Source organism: Thermococcus sp. 2319x1, assembly GCF_001484685.1.
In the GTDB taxonomy this organism is placed as follows: Archaea; Methanobacteriota_B; Thermococci; order Thermococcales; family Thermococcaceae; genus Thermococcus_A.
The window spans coordinates 500,001-516,298 of record NZ_CP012200.1; the positions used below are offsets into that span (position 1 = coordinate 500,001).

The 16,298-nt window shown below is 42.8% G+C and carries 20 protein-coding genes; 11 read left to right on the forward strand and 9 right to left on the reverse strand.

Annotation, left to right across the window (positions count from 1 at the left end):
* Positions 1-43 precede the first annotated feature (43 nt).
* The 5 genes from malP to ADU37_RS02780 form a co-directional block, all read right to left on the reverse strand.
* The gene (gene malP / locus ADU37_RS02760; RefSeq protein WP_058946184.1) at positions 44-2,539 is read right to left on the reverse strand and encodes a maltodextrin phosphorylase; all 2,496 of its coding nucleotides are present in this window, start codon (positions 2,537-2,539) and stop codon (positions 44-46) included.
* Between the two features lie 89 nt (positions 2,540-2,628).
* Positions 2,629-3,417, reverse strand: coding sequence for an energy-coupling factor ABC transporter ATP-binding protein (locus ADU37_RS02765; protein WP_058946185.1), 789 nt, complete (start codon positions 3,415-3,417; stop codon positions 2,629-2,631).
* Positions 3,414-4,070: an energy-coupling factor transporter transmembrane protein EcfT gene (locus tag ADU37_RS02770; RefSeq protein ID WP_058946186.1), complete on the reverse strand. Its 657-nt coding sequence runs from the start codon at positions 4,068-4,070 to the stop codon at positions 3,414-3,416. The genes ADU37_RS02765 and ADU37_RS02770 overlap by 4 nt, the downstream gene beginning before the upstream one ends.
* Before the next feature lies 1 nt (position 4,071).
* Positions 4,072-4,320, reverse strand: a complete 249-nt coding sequence (locus ADU37_RS02775) for a PDGLE domain-containing protein (protein WP_058946187.1) — start codon at positions 4,318-4,320, stop codon at positions 4,072-4,074.
* Positions 4,317-4,931 (reverse strand): energy-coupling factor ABC transporter permease, encoded by a 615-nt coding sequence (locus tag ADU37_RS02780; protein WP_058946188.1) that lies wholly within the window; start codon positions 4,929-4,931, stop codon positions 4,317-4,319. The genes ADU37_RS02775 and ADU37_RS02780 overlap by 4 nt, the downstream gene beginning before the upstream one ends.
* Positions 4,932-5,131: 200 nt before the next feature.
* Between ADU37_RS02780 and ADU37_RS02785 the strand changes: the two genes are divergently transcribed.
* The 3 genes from ADU37_RS02785 to ADU37_RS02795 all read left to right on the forward strand — a co-directional run bounded on the left by ADU37_RS02785 (position 5,132) and on the right by ADU37_RS02795 (position 8,358).
* Positions 5,132-6,406, forward strand: coding sequence for a S8 family peptidase (locus ADU37_RS02785; protein ID WP_058946189.1), 1,275 nt, complete (start codon positions 5,132-5,134; stop codon positions 6,404-6,406).
* 61 nt (positions 6,407-6,467) lie between these two features.
* Positions 6,468-7,088, forward strand: coding sequence for a hypothetical protein (locus ADU37_RS02790; protein WP_343203976.1), 621 nt, complete (start codon positions 6,468-6,470; stop codon positions 7,086-7,088).
* A 97-nt stretch (positions 7,089-7,185) separates the two neighbouring features.
* Positions 7,186-8,358 (forward strand): CBS domain-containing protein, encoded by a 1,173-nt coding sequence (locus ADU37_RS02795; RefSeq protein WP_058946191.1) that lies wholly within the window; start codon positions 7,186-7,188, stop codon positions 8,356-8,358.
* A gap of 13 nt (positions 8,359-8,371) precedes the next feature.
* Here ADU37_RS02795 and ADU37_RS02800 read toward each other — a convergent pair whose 3' ends face one another.
* The 4 genes from ADU37_RS02800 to ADU37_RS02815 form a co-directional block, all read right to left on the reverse strand.
* A complete protein-coding gene (locus ADU37_RS02800; protein WP_058946192.1) occupies positions 8,372-9,484 on the reverse strand; it encodes a DUF835 domain-containing protein in 1,113 nt (370 codons plus the stop codon).
* Positions 9,485-9,489: 5 nt separating this feature from the next.
* The gene (glmU, locus tag ADU37_RS02805) at positions 9,490-10,749 is read right to left on the reverse strand and encodes a bifunctional sugar-1-phosphate nucleotidylyltransferase/acetyltransferase (protein ID WP_058946193.1); all 1,260 of its coding nucleotides are present in this window, start codon (positions 10,747-10,749) and stop codon (positions 9,490-9,492) included.
* Positions 10,746-11,564, reverse strand: a complete 819-nt coding sequence (locus tag ADU37_RS02810) for an undecaprenyl-diphosphate phosphatase (protein ID WP_058946194.1) — start codon at positions 11,562-11,564, stop codon at positions 10,746-10,748. The genes glmU and ADU37_RS02810 overlap by 4 nt, the downstream gene beginning before the upstream one ends.
* Positions 11,565-11,684: 120 nt before the next feature.
* Complete coding sequence (locus tag ADU37_RS02815) at positions 11,685-11,900, reverse strand: TRAM domain-containing protein (protein WP_058946195.1); 216 nt, start codon at positions 11,898-11,900, stop codon at positions 11,685-11,687.
* A gap of 341 nt (positions 11,901-12,241) precedes the next feature.
* Between ADU37_RS02815 and ADU37_RS02820 the strand changes: the two genes are divergently transcribed.
* Genes ADU37_RS02820 through ADU37_RS02855 form a run of 8 tightly spaced genes read left to right on the forward strand, consistent with a single transcriptional unit; the run spans position 12,242 to position 16,298 of the window.
* Complete coding sequence (locus ADU37_RS02820; RefSeq protein ID WP_058946196.1) at positions 12,242-12,742, forward strand: monovalent cation/H+ antiporter subunit E; 501 nt, start codon at positions 12,242-12,244, stop codon at positions 12,740-12,742.
* Positions 12,739-13,002 carry a cation:proton antiporter gene (locus tag ADU37_RS02825; protein ID WP_058946197.1) on the forward strand — a complete coding sequence of 88 codons (264 nt, stop codon included), beginning with the start codon at positions 12,739-12,741 and terminating at the stop codon, positions 13,000-13,002. Before ADU37_RS02820 ends, ADU37_RS02825 begins: the two co-directional genes overlap by 4 nt.
* A complete protein-coding gene (gene mnhG / locus ADU37_RS02830; RefSeq protein ID WP_058946198.1) occupies positions 12,999-13,364 on the forward strand; it encodes a monovalent cation/H(+) antiporter subunit G in 366 nt (121 codons plus the stop codon). Before ADU37_RS02825 ends, mnhG begins: the two co-directional genes overlap by 4 nt.
* Positions 13,361-13,627, forward strand: coding sequence for a DUF4040 domain-containing protein (locus tag ADU37_RS02835; protein ID WP_058946199.1), 267 nt, complete (start codon positions 13,361-13,363; stop codon positions 13,625-13,627). Before mnhG ends, ADU37_RS02835 begins: the two co-directional genes overlap by 4 nt.
* Positions 13,624-13,923 carry a hydrogen gas-evolving membrane-bound hydrogenase subunit E gene (gene mbhE, locus ADU37_RS02840; protein ID WP_058946200.1) on the forward strand — a complete coding sequence of 100 codons (300 nt, stop codon included), beginning with the start codon at positions 13,624-13,626 and terminating at the stop codon, positions 13,921-13,923. The genes ADU37_RS02835 and mbhE overlap by 4 nt, the downstream gene beginning before the upstream one ends.
* Positions 13,913-14,359, forward strand: coding sequence for a Na(+)/H(+) antiporter subunit B (locus ADU37_RS02845; protein ID WP_058946201.1), 447 nt, complete (start codon positions 13,913-13,915; stop codon positions 14,357-14,359). Before mbhE ends, ADU37_RS02845 begins: the two co-directional genes overlap by 11 nt.
* On the forward strand, positions 14,356-14,718 hold the full coding sequence (locus tag ADU37_RS02850; protein WP_004066472.1) for an NADH-quinone oxidoreductase subunit K: 363 nt from the start codon (positions 14,356-14,358) through the stop codon (positions 14,716-14,718). The genes ADU37_RS02845 and ADU37_RS02850 overlap by 4 nt, the downstream gene beginning before the upstream one ends.
* The gene (locus tag ADU37_RS02855; RefSeq protein WP_058946202.1) at positions 14,715-16,298 is read left to right on the forward strand and encodes a proton-conducting transporter membrane subunit; all 1,584 of its coding nucleotides are present in this window, start codon (positions 14,715-14,717) and stop codon (positions 16,296-16,298) included. The genes ADU37_RS02850 and ADU37_RS02855 overlap by 4 nt, the downstream gene beginning before the upstream one ends.

The window sequence follows — 16,298 nt, forward strand, 5'->3', positions numbered from 1 at the left end:
ATGAGCCCTCTGCTTTATAACGTTTTCCAAATAAAATAAAAAGTCAGGGTTCAAAAAATCCCTTCCACTTGACAAGACCAAGTAAAAACTTGTGGGGAAGCTTGTCGTGGTATGGATAGACCCTAACGGCATAATGCCAGCAGGGATGGCCGAGATTTTTGAGTGCGTTCCCTTCATAGCGATAGAGCCATCTGTTGCCTCCGAGACTTTGAGGGTGTTTAAGCTCTATGACGTAGGGTTTTTCTATTGCGTATCCTTCTGCTTTGACTCCGTAATAAATTTCAACCTTTACATCCTCTGGGCTTAGGCTGTCGAGGTTTACTATAACTTCAACTCCAGTGGCATCATGGGTTATAATGCGCTCTATCTCTACCTTATCCCAAGAGTTGAAGATCTTCGCTTTCCACGATGCAATTTCCCTCGCTGCTTTAAAGCTGTCCCTCTGGAGAAGGACAGCATTTGTCAGAGCTTTTGAGTAGAACTTCTCTACATACTCTTTTACCATTCTGTGGGTGCTGAACCTTGGTGCGATGCTCCTTATGCTCTCCTTCATCATGTAAATCCATCTTGTCCTGTTTTCGTAGTATGTGGGAATCACTTCGTTTTCAAGGAGCTCATAGAGGCTTTGAGCATCTCTAATGTCATCTTCCTCTGTTTCCGGTTCAAGGCTTTCATCTCCTATGACCCATCCGTTTTTGCCGTTGTAACCTTCGACCCACCACCCATCATAGACGCTCAAATTCAAAACGCCATTTAAACCTGCTTTCATTCCGCTTGTTCCGCTTGCTTCTAGGGGTCTTCTTGGATTGTTGAGCCACACATCCACTCCTGCCACCATGGCTCTCGCGGTTCCCATATCGTAGTTCTCAAACACTATGATTTTGTTCTTAAATTCGGGCATCTGGGATACTTCATAGACCCTCTTGAGGAACTCCTTGCCCGCTTCATCCCTTGGATGTGCTTTTCCTCCAAATATTATATACACTGGTCTTTCTGGGTTGTTGAGTATCTTTTTCAGCCTCTCCAAATCGGTTAGAATTAGCGTCGCCCGTTTATAGGTTGCAAAACGCCTTGCAAAACCTATTATTAAGGCGTTCTCATCTATTTCTGGGAGAGGCTCTTCAATCCCAAGGCGCTCGTTTCTCTCTTTTATCTTTCTTTTGATGAGCTCTATGAACTCCCTTTTTGCCTTTAAATGGGCTTCCCAGAGTTCTTCATCAGGAATTCTCTCCACTCCATACCAGAGACCCTCGAGCTCTGCATAATCTCTCCAGATTCTCCCGATATACCTATCGACGAGCTTCTTTATCTCGTTATGAAGCCATGTTTTTGTGTGGACGCCGTTTGTGATGCCCTCTACCGGAATCTCGTCTAAAGGAACACCGTTCCAGAGGTCTCTCCACATTTCTTTAGTTACCTTTGAATGGAGCTTGCTTACGGCGTTCACATAGCTTGAGGTCCTTATTGAGAGAAGGGTCATGTTAAACTGATCTCCCTCTTTGCCTAAATTAAGAAATTCATCCTTTGGAAGACCCTCGAGGAACTTGGCAAGTCTTTTCTCAACTTCTGCTATTGGGAATTTGTCATGTCCAGCTGGCACGGGGGTGTGAGTTGTAAAGATCGTTGTGCCCCTTACAACGGTTAAAGCCTCCAAAAAGTTTAGACCCTCTTCCATATACCATGCTATCCTCTGGAAGTTTGCAAACGCTGGATGTCCCTCGTTAAGGTGGATAACAGCTGGATTAATTCCCAGCATTCTTAAGAGCCTCATTCCTCCAATACCCAAGAGGATTTCCTGCTTTATTCTCTTGTCTATCTCAGCGTTGTAGAGGTAGTCACATATGGTCCTGTCATCCGGAGAGTTTTGAGGAACATCGGTATCGAGAAGATACAGCTTTACCCTACCGACATTGACTTCAAAGGCTCTTGCGTATACTGTTCTATCCTCTATTGGCACTTCTATGAGGAGTGGCTCTCCTTTCTCCGTGGTTAAGGGCTTAATCGGCATCTCCTCTGGGTTGTACTCCGGAAACACCTCTATCTGTTTCCCATCTTTGTCGATTTCTTGTTTGAAATATCCGTGCTTGTAGAGGAGACCGATGCCTATGAAAGGTATCCCCAAATCGCTTGCCGTCTTTATGTGGTCTCCAGCGAGTATTCCAAGTCCACCGGAATAAATTGGGAGGCTCCTGCTTATCCCGTACTCCATGCAGAGATATATTACGGGTTCCTTCCATTTTGGATAATTGGTTGAGAACCACGTGCTTTCTGGGTTCATGTAATGCCTGAACTGGTCAATAACGAGTTCGTACAAGTTTATAAAATCATCATCTTTCGAAAGCTCCTTTAATCTCTCCTCTGGAGTATCGAGGAGGAGCTTGACTGGATTTTTATATTCCCACCAGTGTTCGGGGTCTATTTTTTCCCAGAGTTTTGTGGCTCTCCTATTCCAGCTCCACCAGTAGTTATAGGCCAGATCCAAAAGACCTTCCAAATTTTCTGGGAGTTTTGATTTTATCCGATTAACAACGGTCTCCATGCTATCACCCCAAGTTCATGCAACTTTGTTACTCATTCTCAGTGATACATTATAAGGATTTTGGAGAAAATGAAAATCGACGAGCGAATTCATATTAAAACCTTTTTGAGCTTCCTTTTTGCTTCTTCTATGCTCTTGGGGGTTTCCAGTCCAAGACTTGAGAATAAATCTACTAGGGGAGGAACATCTAAATTATGCCCTCTGAGAAGGTCTGCGTTTCCTAAAATCTCCTCTGGACTTCCAATTTTTATAACTTTGCCTTCATCTAAAAGGGCTATCCTGTCGCAGAGTGTAAGATACTCAGCTTCGTGAGAGGATAAGATTATAGTCTTTTCTCCTCTGAATTTCTCAATTAACTCCCTCAACATTTTCTTTCCCCGAAAATCAAGGTTGGCAAAGGGTTCATCAAACACTAAAATCTCCGGTTCCATTGCAAGTACTGTAGCTATTGCTATCCTCTTTTTCTCTCCAAAGCTAAGTTCTTTTGTTTCTCTGTTTTTATATCCCTCCATACCAACAAGCCTTAGGGCTTTTTCAACCCTTTCTTCTAATTCTTTTCCCCTCAAACCAAGATTGTAGGGGCCGAAAGCAACATCGTCAAATACCTTGGGGGAAAATAGCTGGTCGTTTGGGTCCTGAAACACTATCCCAACTATTTTTCTAACTTCTTTTGGATTTTTATTGACTTCTATCCCGTTTACAATAACTTTGCCCGTTTTGGGTTTCAATATGCCGTTTAAGTGCATTATCAGAGTTGATTTTCCTGCCCCATTTGGACCCAGAATTCCAAATACCTCCCCGTCGTTTATTTTAAGTGAAATGCCTTTCAGCACTTCTCGGTTGTTATACGAGAAATGGATGTTCACGAGTTCTATCAAAGCAACGCCACCCCCAATGCAATTAAGGTCAGAATTAAGGGCTCAAGTCTTCTTTCTTCATTAACTTTGGGAAATTCTCCAAAACCCCTGGAAAGCATTGCCCAGTGTATCCTCACACTTCTCATGTATGCTCTGGTAAATATCTCTCCTATAAGAGTCCCTAACTTTCTGTAGTATTCTATTTTCCCAACGTTAAATGCTCTGGAATCAAGTGCCCTCCTCATCCTAAGGGCCTCTTCTTCAAAAAGTTCAAGATACCGATAGGTGAATGCAAGAGTTAGCACCAGTATTCTGGGAAAGCCAAGGCTTTCCATCTCACCCAATATGTATGGAAATCCCAAAGAATTTGAGACTACAACAACGGCAGAGGACGAGAGAAAGGCCTTTCCAAGTAGAAGAGAGAACCTTTGAATGCCTTCATAGGTTACTACCCCAAGGGGAGTTTTTAATGCTGGCTCTCCCGGTGTAAACAACGCCAGAATAAAGAGTAGCCCCTCAAAGCCCAGAAGGAATCCTAAGTGTTTAAAGAGTGCCCTTTTTGGTTTGAGTAATAATATCAAAGCCATCAGCACCGGGAGAAAATAAAACAGCTCAACTAAGCTTGTTCTTGTAACGATCAGCAGTGCGTAAATAAAAATAAAAATGAGGTACAAGTCAGACACCTTTTATCAGTTTTCCAAGTCCGTAAGCTATTCCAAAGACAAGTGTTATCCCAATTGCTCCCATTATAAGACTTTGTCCCCACGTTTCACCATAGTCGAGAGGGGCATTGTAAACTGGAGATTCTTCCAGATGTACTTTTTCCATTGTTGCTTCAAGCCCATCCGGGTTTTCGGATGCAAATGGCAAAGCAATTGCGAGCAGGATAAGGATTATGATCAATCCTTTTACGATGTCTCTCATGCTGGAACACCCCCTATCTCGGGGAGTTTAGACTTGAGAGCGTTCACCACAAAGAGAGTTATTAACGCCTCTCCAATCCCTATCACTGCATGGTAACCGACCATCAGAGCTAATACTTTCCCAAAAGGCAGACTGTGGCTTATTCCTATCTCCACCGAAGCTAAGAAGGCCCCTAAAACCACCGCCGACCAAGAGGCAAAGGCTATTCCAAACGCCTCATTGAAGTTCTTGAGCTTGGAGTATATCCAGTATCCAACAAAAGCCCCAACTATCCCCATGTTTAGTATGTTTGCCCCTATGGCGGTTATTCCACCGTCTCCGAAGAGAAGGGTCTGGATCAATAGCACTGCCGTCATTACAAGCACTGCTGCATATGGGCCCAAGAGCACCGCTACAAGCACGGCTCCAAGTAAATGTCCGCTTACTCCTCCTATAATTGGGAAGTTTACCATCTGTGCGGCGAAGATTCCGGCTGCAAATAATCCTAAGAGGGGGATTTTCTCTTCTGGGAAGTCCTTTAGCTTCCTTAAGGAATACGCGAGGATGCCAATTGTCGCTGCATATGTTACCACTATCACGGGAAGACTCAACAGACCATCGGGTATGTGCACATAACTCACCTCCTTTGGTCATCTGGTAACACCATATCTTGTTAAGGTAACACCAAATAAAAGCTTTTTTAAAACCTTCCTTTTCCAACTGGAGGTTGCTGTAATTAGTTCAAACAAAACACCTAAAGTGTTAAATAGTTTGGAGGTCGAAATAGATTATAAGGAAACAAAAAAGTTTCCAAATATTGGGGTGAAAAGATATGGAATTTAACAAAGTTTTTTCTCTGCTGTTGGTCTTTGTTGTACTTGGAGCTACAGCGGGGATAGTAGGGGCAGTGTCTGCCGAGAAAGTTCGGGTGATAATAACAATAGACAAGGACTTTAACGAAAACTCCGTCTTTGCACTTGGAGGAAACGTTGTTGCAAGAGGAAAGGTATTTCCAATCGTTATAGCGGAGCTTTCTCCACGAGCAGTTGAAAGGCTAAAGAATGCTAAGGGTGTCGTGAGAGTAGAGTACGATGCAGAAGTGCAGGTATTAAAGGGCAAATCCCCGGGAGCAGGCAAGCCAAAGCCTTCACAACCAGCTCAAACGATTCCATGGGGAATTGAAAGGATTAAAGCCCCGGATGTATGGAGCATAACTGACGGTTCAAGTAGTGGAGTAATTGAGGTTGCAATCCTAGATACTGGAATTGATTATGACCATCCAGATTTAGCGGCAAATCTCGCGTGGGGTGTAAGCGTACTTAGGGGCAAAGTGTCCACAAAGCCCAAAGATTACAAAGACCAGAATGGCCATGGGACTCATGTTGCGGGAACTGTAGCGGCACTCAATAATGACATTGGAGTTGTAGGAGTCGCCCCAGCTGTGGAGATCTATGCTGTTAGGGTTCTTGATGCAAGCGGTAGAGGATCCTATAGCGACATAATCCTTGGAATAGAGCAAGCACTGCTTGGTCCCGATGGAGTTCTTGACAGTGACGGAGATGGAATAATAGTGGGTGATCCGGATGATGATGCGGCCGAAGTCATAAGCATGAGCCTTGGAGGTTTAAGCGATGTTCAAGCCTTCCATGATGCAATAATAGAGGCATACAATTACGGAGTAGTCATTGTGGCGGCAAGTGGTAATGAGGGAGCCTCAAGCCCAAGCTATCCAGCAGCTTATCCGGAGGTTATAGCCGTTGGGGCAACTGACGTTAATGATCAAGTACCTTGGTGGAGCAACAGGGGAGTGGAAGTAAGTGCTCCTGGCGTTGATGTACTAAGCACGTATCCGGACGATAGTTATGAGACGCTTAGCGGCACTTCAATGGCAACACCCCATGTAAGCGGAGTTGTGGCGCTAATCCAAGCGGCGTACTACAACAAATATGGAAGTGTTCTTCCGGTTGGAACGTTTGATGATAATACCATGAGCACTGTTAGGGGAATTCTACACATCACGGCTGACGACCTTGGAAGCTCGGGTTGGGATGCAGACTATGGTTATGGAATAGTTAGAGCGGATTTAGCTGTTCAAGCTGTCAACTGACTCTCTTTTCTAATTTTTCTTCAGAAACTTTTAAATGGAATATCCTCGTATTGCTATTTTGGTGATTCATATAGAGCCAAAAACAGTTCTCAATATAAGCAGATTCATCGTTTTCATGGGATTTATAACTGCCCTTCTCTATCAAAGGGTGGATCACATATACCGGACTCTTGTGGCCTTAATTGGCCTTTATATCCCGGATGTGGTTGAGGGGTGTTTTCCGAACAATGCTAAATTGAGACAATTTTTGGCTCCAATCTACAACAAAAAGACAATGGCACTCTTGGGAGTTTTTATAGCGGTTCATGTTTCCCTTGTAAACGTTCCCTTCACTACAGTCGATCTTTTTCACAAAGAGTGGAGAAACGCGGACATGATAAGCCACTTCCTTGGAGGAATGGTTGTTTGGATTATAATTGCTGAAGTTCTCCTTAACCTATCAGATGGAGGGTATTTAAGGTTAACAAGAAGAAAACTGACCCTTTATTCTTTTTTGGTTCTTTTCATTTTAAGTTTTGGATGGGAAGTTGCTGAAAAACTTAGTGAAAGCGAAATTTCGTTTATTCATGAAGATGCTGGGAATAAACTGAGGGACGTTGTTATGAACACATTTGGAGGATTATCTGCTCTGTACTTAGTTCTCAAAGGAAGGTACCCGTTTGAAATGGATTTGGAGCATTAAGGAATCGAAAACTTTATTAACCTAATGTGAATAAAGTCTATCTCGGAAAGGTTTAAATGGAATGGAAACCAATATAAAATTGAAGGAGGTGTCAAGAATGGTCGGGATTTCTGTCCAAGAGGTTATGACAGAAAAATTTGCAAAAATCGACATAAACGCCCCCCTTTCTGAGGCGATTGGAATTTTTGAAAAGGAAGATCCGGATTTAATCATTGTTTTTGATGGAAAGCTGTATAAGGGTGTATTGACCCAAGACTTGATAATCCGCTCCCACTTAAAGTGGGATCCAACAAAGGCTAAGGTTAAGGATGTGTACAAGCCCGCACCCGTTGTAAAACCCGATGAAGATTTAAGTTTAGCGGCTAAACTTATGATTGAGACCGATTTGCGTTCACTCCCTGTCGGAGAGGATAAGAACAATGTTATTGGTGTAATAAGCGATATTTCCTTACTTGAAAGGGTTGCCAAGGAAGAATTTGGAAAAAGAAAGGTTGAAGAATTTATGACAAAAGACGTCATTGCACTTGAACCCTCAGATACCGTGGCTAAGGCACTTGCAACAATGAGGGATCATGCAATTTCAAGAATTCCGGTTGTAAACGAAGAGGGAAAGCTCGAAGGCTTGGTAACACTGCATGACCTGATTATCAGGTTCATAAAACCAAGATTCAGGGCACAGTTCGGAGAAGTGGCTGGAGAAAAAATCCCGCCGTTCTCAACTCAGCTTAGGGAAGTTATGTTTAGAGGAGTGATAACAGTAAGACCAGAGGCAAGCGTTAGGGAAGCTGTAGAATTAATGAAGGAGCACAACATCGACGGACTTGTTGTAGTTGATAGTGAAAACATAGTCCGGGGAGTTCTCACAGTTAAAGATCTTTTGCTCCCGATCTCAAGAATGGTCGAGCAGAAAGCAAGATTCTACTTACAGCTTGGTGGGGATGCCCACTATTTAAGTGACTTTACAAGGGAGAGAATAATTTCAGACATAAAGAGGTTTGTGGATGGGTATGAAGAGCTTCTCGGAAACGAGGGGATAATCTATCTTAGAATCAGAAGATTTCCGGAGAAGCTCCGTGGGGTTCACCTCTATCAGGCAAGAATGAGGATTGTAACCGATAAAGGGCAGTGGATTGCTACTGGAGAGACATGGGGTGCAATACAGGCAGTTCATGATGCCCTAAGGGCAATAGAGAGGCAGATACTTCAAGAAATAGAACTTAAAAGGGAAACAAAGCACACCAGAAGGTTTATAGAGTATCTTGGCTTCTGAGCCTTTTTCTTTTTCATGTTCTCTTGCCAAATTCTCTCTCTAAGAGTGCCATCTGCTTCTCGGTTAGGGTTCTTGGGTCTATTATTAAAGCAATAACTTTTCCCTCACTTATCACTCTGTCCTTCAAATCAAACAAGAACTTGACGGCACTCTCAAACCCGTTTTCTATCATTAAATACTCAAATCCGTCCATATAAACTGCGTTGTAGCCACTTTCAAGGTTCTTGGTTAGGAGATGAATTAGGATATCTATTCTCGTTGGTGACACTGGGTAAATTTTTCCATCAGATTTAATGCTACTCTGCTCAATTTTTGTGAGCCAGTAAACTAAAGTATTTTCGGGAACTTTTTCCTTTGGTGGGTTCCTTGTTATCATGATAACATTCTGCTTAAAGAAGTCTGGAATTACTTTTTCAAGGTCTTCTTTGCTTTTGAATATAAATGTTCCTTTAATCCCCGGCGGTTTTTGCTGTTTTGGTGTCTCAAACACCGCTATTTCTGAGGGATATATTACAAATTTCAATGCCCCCACTGCAGCCATTAATCGAAAAACTGCTGCCAGCAGAAATGCCACTGGTGCAATCGACTCAATGTTTCTTATAAACGGGTATGTGAGGTTTATTGCTCCCAAAAGAATTAATCCCCATGGAAAGAGTTCCTCAAGCGTGTTCTTGGAGATCACATAGTTCCTCAACACGTATCCAACATATATTAAGGAGACTCCAAAGACAAAGCTGGGAAAAGACGCTTTAATTGCAAATGAGTGTTTAAATCCCTCAAAGAATTCAGTTGCCAAAAGAAAGAGCCAGATGTACGCAGCAACAGCAAATACCCCTAAAGCTACAACGTCTTTGAACTCGCTTCTCTCTTTCTTTAGCTGAATCCCTCCCCAAAATAGTAGGCCTGCTATAAGGAAGTTTGGTATTTTGGAGGCAATCTCATATGCCTCTGGCTTAATGGAAACTCCAAGAGGGGTTAAGATATAGCTTTCTACATCGAGGGCATTTATGAAGAGAGCAATGGTTATTAATCCCCACCTTTTTTCTTTGGTTTTCGTGGTTTTATAAAGCGCGGCAAGGAAAAGCAACCATCTCGATAGAAAATTAATGTAAGGGATAACACTCATTCACCTCACCTTTCAACAATCTCTTTTTCCTGTTTGGCAACAACCAGCACGTTGGGAGGAATGTTCTTATCAACTATCACACCCGGGCCGATAAAAGAGTTGCTCCCTATTTTTCTTCCCGGGTAGATAGTCACGTTAATGCCCGTTTTTACGTTGTGTCCTATTATCGCCCCCAGCTTCCTTCTTCCGCTATCCTCGAGTTTACCTTTTATTTCCACCTTTATAGTTTTGTTGTCGTGTCTTAAGTTAGCCGTTATTGTTCCAGCCCCTAGGTTGGTGTTCTCACCTATAATTGAATCTCCCACGTAGTTTAAATGAGGAGCATTGCTGTGATCCATTATTATTGAGTTTTTAATTTCAACGGCGTTTCCTACGTGACAATTGTCTCCAATGCTTGTGTAGGGTCTTATAAAGCAATTAGGGCCTATTTTGGAGTTTTTCCCGATTTTTACGGGCCCTATGATATAGGCTCCACTTCTGACGACAGTTCCTTCTCCGATTTCCACCGGGGGGAGAATTGTTGCCCCTTCCTCCACAATACCCTTTATACTGTGCCGGAGATGGTTTTTGAGAATGTACTCGTTTAGCTCTAAGAGGTTCCATGGCCTTCCTATATCGTTCCAGTAGCCCTCATAAATTGCGTAGGTTACTTTCTTACCTTCTTTTATCATGAGATTTATTGTGTCCGTTATCTCGTATTCTCCGCGCTGGCTTTGTGGAGTGTTCTCTATGAACTTAAAAACTTCTGGCTTGAATAAGTAAATTCCCAAGTTCGCATACCCTGAAACAGCTCCGGGCTTTTCTCTAATGCTCTTTACGAGCTCTCCCTCTACCTCTACCATTCCGAAAGAGGTTAAATCTTCAAACCTTTTCACAAGCAACGCGGCATCGGCATTGCTTTTCCTGAAGGATTGTAAAAGAGTTTTTATGCCTTCCTTCTCAAAGTATATGTCCCCGTTAACTGCCAAAAACTCCTCATTTTCTACGTATTCAATTGCAGAATAGATAGCTTTTGCTGTCCCCTCTCCTTCTACCTGCTCCACGTAGGTTATTGGCTTTCCGCCGTATTCGTCTCCTAAGTACTCCATGAGCTTTTCCTTTTGGTACCTCACAATTACTATGAACTCGTCAACAAAAGGGTATATACTTTCAAAGACATAGTCTATTATCGCTTTGTTTGCAACCTTAAGCATGACTTTTGGTCTATCATCTGTAAGAGGTCTTAATCTTTCACCCTTTCCAGCCGCGAGCACTACACCCTTCATACCAACACCCCCAAGAGAGATGCTATCAAAGCTATGGAACCGAAGAAAATGCAGAACTTGGAAAAGTCAAGTCTCTTTGCTATTTTTAGTATGGCCTCAATCATAAGGAGGCTAACCACAAATGCTGTCACTATTGCAGTTAAAGGAAGTGTAAGGGGTTCAGAAGTGCTTGAGACCTCGGGCAGCTCTAAGAACAGCGCTCCTGTAATAGCGGGAATTGCCATTAAAAAACTAAGCCTCACAGCCTTTTCTTGTTTTACACCCAAGAGCAATAGACTTCCCACCGTCATCCCCGATCTTGATATTCCGGGGATTACTGCCATTCCCTGTGCCACTCCTGCAACTATTGCATCGAATATTGTAACTTCCTCTTTTTCCTTTTTTAATCCTTTTTCCAGCTTTTCCAAAGGAGCTTCTTGAGCTTTCTTTAGGACTATGCCGGTGAGTATTAGAGCTATGCCTATTATTCCATTAATTGCCTCTCCGTTGAATGAAGATGCAACAATCTTAAAAGTTTTGTATATGGGGAGGCCTATTATGCCCGTGAACAGGGTGGAATAGAATAGGAACCTTTCCTCTTCTTCCCATCTAAAGAGAATCAATTTGAGCAAAATCCTCCCCAAATCATATCTGAACTTAAAAAACAATGCCATGAGAGTTCCTAAATGCAAAAGTAGGGAATAAGAATAGGCTTGCTCCGGAGGAATCTTGAGAAGGTTTATCAAAAATAGCATTACCTGTCCAGAACTGCTTATTGGCAACCACTCCGTAATCCCTTGCAGTAGTCCGATAAAAATTGCTTGGTAATACTCCATTGCTGTCACTATGAAAAAATAGCTAAATTATGATAAATAAACCTTTCGTAGCTCAAAGGTAAAAAATTAAGAGAAAAGCCCAAATTTGAATCTCTGAATTAGTTTTGGGGGTAAACAATATCAGATAACCTCAGCGAAGGCGAATTTTCGCTTTACACTGTTAATCACAATCTCTACCTCGTCCCCAACTTTTGTGTTTGGAACGAATACTACAAACCCCTTAATTTTGGCAATTCCATCTCCGCCTTGTCCAATACTCTCTATCTTTACCTTATATCTTTCTCCAACCTTAACTGGGGCTTCAAATCTTCTTCCACCAAATCTATCTCCATACATTTCCAGCAATCTCCTTTCAAATTTTCAGCACCCTAGAAGAGCGCTGAATTTAGTTCTTTTGAAGGTTTATAAAGGTTTGCATTTTGTTTTGACTATGTACAATGGTAATTACTCAGGCATTCAAAAGTTGATTAATGTATATTATTGTGCAGCATAGTCTGTAACTTGACAGAAAAAAACGCCTTTGTACATAACCTTTGGTTAAAAACAAGACTTTTTATACCTTTATTGTTAATTTAGACCTTTACAAAAGCCTTTTAAAAGAAATTGTTGAAATCTATATCGACAGAAGTAAAAACTGGTGAGAATTTGAGCCTAAATTGAAATTCGGGGTGGGAAAAATGAGTTTCATTGTTGCATTTATATGGTCGTTCATGCTCTGGCTTGTACTTACAGCAGGCACTAAGGGGATGCTCTGGAGCACAGAAGAGGTGATAGCAGGAAGTATATTCGCCACGATAATTGGGTTTTCAACAAGGAACATCGTAGGAGAAAAGACACAGAGATTTCTAAATCCAGTAAAATGGGTTGGGTTTATTGTTTATGCATTGGGTCCCCTCTTCTGGGGAATGGTAAAGGCAAATTTAGACGTTGCTTATAGAGTGATTACCGGAAAGATAAAACCTGGAATTGTTAGAGTGCCAGTCGATCTTGAAAATGAGGCTCAATACACTATCTTAAGCAATTCGATTACCCTCACTCCCGGAACTCTGACTGTAGATGCCTGTCCAGAAGAAAAAGCCCTCTACGTTCATTGGATTTATGTAAAAGAAGAAGAGCCAAAAAGCTCTGAGCCTGTCGCAGGTTCTTTTGAAAAATGGGCAAGGAGGTTGGGGAGATGATTTTTAGTGAATTTTTCTATGGAGCGATGGCAATCGCTCTTGGAGCATTTATAACTTTGATTCGCATTATGCTTGGCCCCAGTGTTCCCGATAGAGTTGTTGGCGTTGACACATTGAATACCCTTATTGTAGCTGGAATGGTTCTCCTGGGGGCGGCCTATGATAGAGTGATCTACATCGATATAGCCATAGTCTACGCTTTGCTCAGTTACATAGGAACTTTGGTGATTGCAAAGTACCTTCAGGGGGGATTGGAGTGATTAAAAGCATAATTTACGTTTTTCTGGCAATTAGCATTACATTCAACTTACTTGGGAGCCTTTCACTTCACAGATTCCCTGATGTTTATACCCGACTACATGGAGCCACAAAGTGCACAACTTTTGGAACAATATTTGCCGTTTTGGCTGTGATCGTTCATGCTGTTTGGCAGATAAGAGAAACGGGAGATCCAAAGTACCTCCAAATGGCATTGCACAGCTTAGTTGCTCTGATATCTTTGATGCTTACAAATCCAACAGGAGCCCATGCAATAGCGAAAGCTGCCCATTTGAGCGGTTATAAACCAGCAAAGGCCGTTGTCGATGCCTATGAGAGGAAGCTGAGGGGTGGGGAAGCATGAACGTATTGAGCGTTGATATGGCAATTCAGGCGGGACTGCTTATTGGGATACTCCTATCCTCATACTGGATGATAACCACAAGAGATTTGCTTTCAGCGGCTTTAGCCTCTGCAGCCATGAGTCTCCTTCTTAGTTTGGAATTCTATATGCTCCATGCACCAGACGTTGCCATAGCGGAAGCAGCAGTTGGTGCGGGTGTTGTTACTGCGATAGTTGTTTATGGAATCTCAAAAACTGAGAGATGGGAGCGTGAGGGTCCATGAGGAGGACTTTTGGAGCATTATCCTTGCTCTTCATATTCGGGATATTACTCCTAATCGCCAATCCAGATTATGGCTTAAAATTTGGTTTGGGAGGAGAAGAATGGCAAAAGTACCGCTACACCGACCAGTATTATATAGACAATGGTGTTGAAGAAGTGGGAGGAACTAACGTTGTTACCGACATAGTCTTTGATTACAGAGGATACGATACCCTCGGAGAGGCAACTGTTCTTTTCACTTCAATAGCGGGAGCTGTTGCATTGCTTAGAAAATGGAGGGATGAGGATGAAGAATGACATGGGGCTTATAGTTAAAACAATGGCGAGGGCTACGATACCTCTTATTGGGATCTTTGGAGCTTACGTGATCTCTCATGGTCACCTCACCCCTGGAGGAGGTTTTCAGGGAGGAGCAACAATTGCTGGAGCAGGGATATTGTTCCTTATAGCATTTGGTATCAACGAGGCCAAGGAAAGGATAAACAAAAGCTTATATTCTGCCCTTGAGGGGTTAGGAGGACTGGTTTTTCTAGCAGCAGGCATGCTCGGCCTTGGTGTAGCGTTCTTTTACAACACATTATGGTACAACGGCCCGATTTTCAATGGAAAACCAGGTACACTTCTCTCAGCAGGTTATCTCCCAGTAATGAACTTGGCTGTGGGCTTAAAGGTTTATACTGGACTAGTGAGCGCCGTTTTTGCAATGGCCCTATTCAGGAGGTGGAGAAAGTGATACCTCTCCAATTTGTTACGGCATTTTTAATGATCTTCATGGGAATCTATGCTTTCTTGTACAAGAGGAACCTCATTAAGCTTATCTTAGCTCTCAATTTAATTGATGCGGGCATACACCTCTTGCTGATAAGTCTTGGATACAGATTGGAAAATGGAGTTTTACCCACGGCACCAATTTACACCGGCTATGAAACATTAAAGGGCACCCCAATGGTCGGCCCAATACCACAGGCTTTGGTGCTCACGAGCATAGTCATTGGAGTTTGTGTGCTTTCATTGGCAATGGCACTGACAATAAACGCCTACAGACACTACGGAACGCTTGATGTTAACAAGTTAAGGAGGTTGAGAGGATGACGCTCCCGTTTCTGGTTATCCTTCCACTGTTTGGGGCATTTTCAATGCCAATAGTTAGCTTACTTGGGAAGAAACTTAAGGAGTATTGGGCGGTTATCATCAGCGGCGCTACATTTGCAGTTGCCGCTAAAGTATTTTACACGGTATGGAGAAACAATGAAATCCTTCTCTACACCCTTGGAAGCGATAATCCAATTGGTCGGGGGGTGGATTTCCCGATCAGGATTGTGTGGGAGGTAGATTTATTCGGGGCACTTTTAGCTTTAACGATAACTTTTGTGAGCTTTTTGGCGATAGTTTATTCCCTCGGATATATGAAGCATGACACTGGCCTGGAGAAATACTATACATTAGTGCTCGTCCTGGAGCTGGGAATGCTGGGAGTTGTCATTACCGGGGATATTTTCAACTTCTACGTATTTTTGGAGATAATGAGCATTGCAAGCTATGCTTTAGTTGCCTTCAGAAATGACACATGGGAAGGGATTGAAGCAGGAATCAAGTATATGTTTGTTGGTTCACTGGCGAGTTCCTTTATTCTCTTGGGCATTGCCCTGCTTTATGGCCAGTATGGAACGCTTACAATGAGCTATCTCGCAATAAAAATAGCCGAAAATCCAACACTTGTGGCAAAAGTAGCTTTAGCTTTCCTTATTGGTGGGCTGCTCTTTAAGAGTGGTGCGGTTCCGGTCCATATGTGGCTGGCTGATGCCCATCCGGCGGCTCCAAGTTCAATCTCTGCGATGCTCTCGGGATTAGTCATCAAAGCTGGTGGAGTTTACGCTATAGCAAGGATAATATTCAGCATTTTCAATCCCGGATTGCACATATACTTGAGAACATTTAATGCTCCCTCAGTCAATATGGACGTAATTGGCTGGATTATAGTGTTCTTTGCTTGCTTAACGCTTCTTGTGGGAAATGCCATGGCGGTGGTGCAGACTGACATGAAGAGGCTTTTTGCCTTCTCGAGTGTGGGGCAAATAGGGTATATCTTACTTGGAATTGGAATTGGAACCCTTGCGTATGGCACTAAGGTCGGAGAGCTTGCATTGGCTGGAGCAATATACCACATAGTGAACCACGCATTGATAAAAGCTCTCCTCTTCCTTGTGGCGGGAGTTGTTATCCATGAGGTTGGCACAAAGAACCTTAATGAATTGAGTGGACTGGCAAAAAGAATGCCATTGACGACGTTTTCCTTTACAATTGGAGCGGCTGCTATAATAGGCCTCCCACCGCTAAATGGATTTGCGAGCAAGTGGATCATTTACGAAAGCTCCGCCATGTATAATCCAATCTTAGCGGCCGTTGCAGTTTTGGGCACGGTGTTCTCCCTCGCTGCGTACACTAAAGTGCTCTTCACCTTCCTGGGCACTGAGAGTCATGCGGTGAGAAAAGCAAAAGAGCCAGAAAAGAGCATGATGTTTCCAATGTTAGTTCTTGTAGTTGCAATAACCGTGATGGGTCTCCTTCCATGGCAAATAAGCGACAAAATAATGATACCGGCTGCAAAAATGCTCGAACAGCTCAATGGTGAGTACATACTTGCTCTCTTAAAATTCATTGGGGGTGCGTGA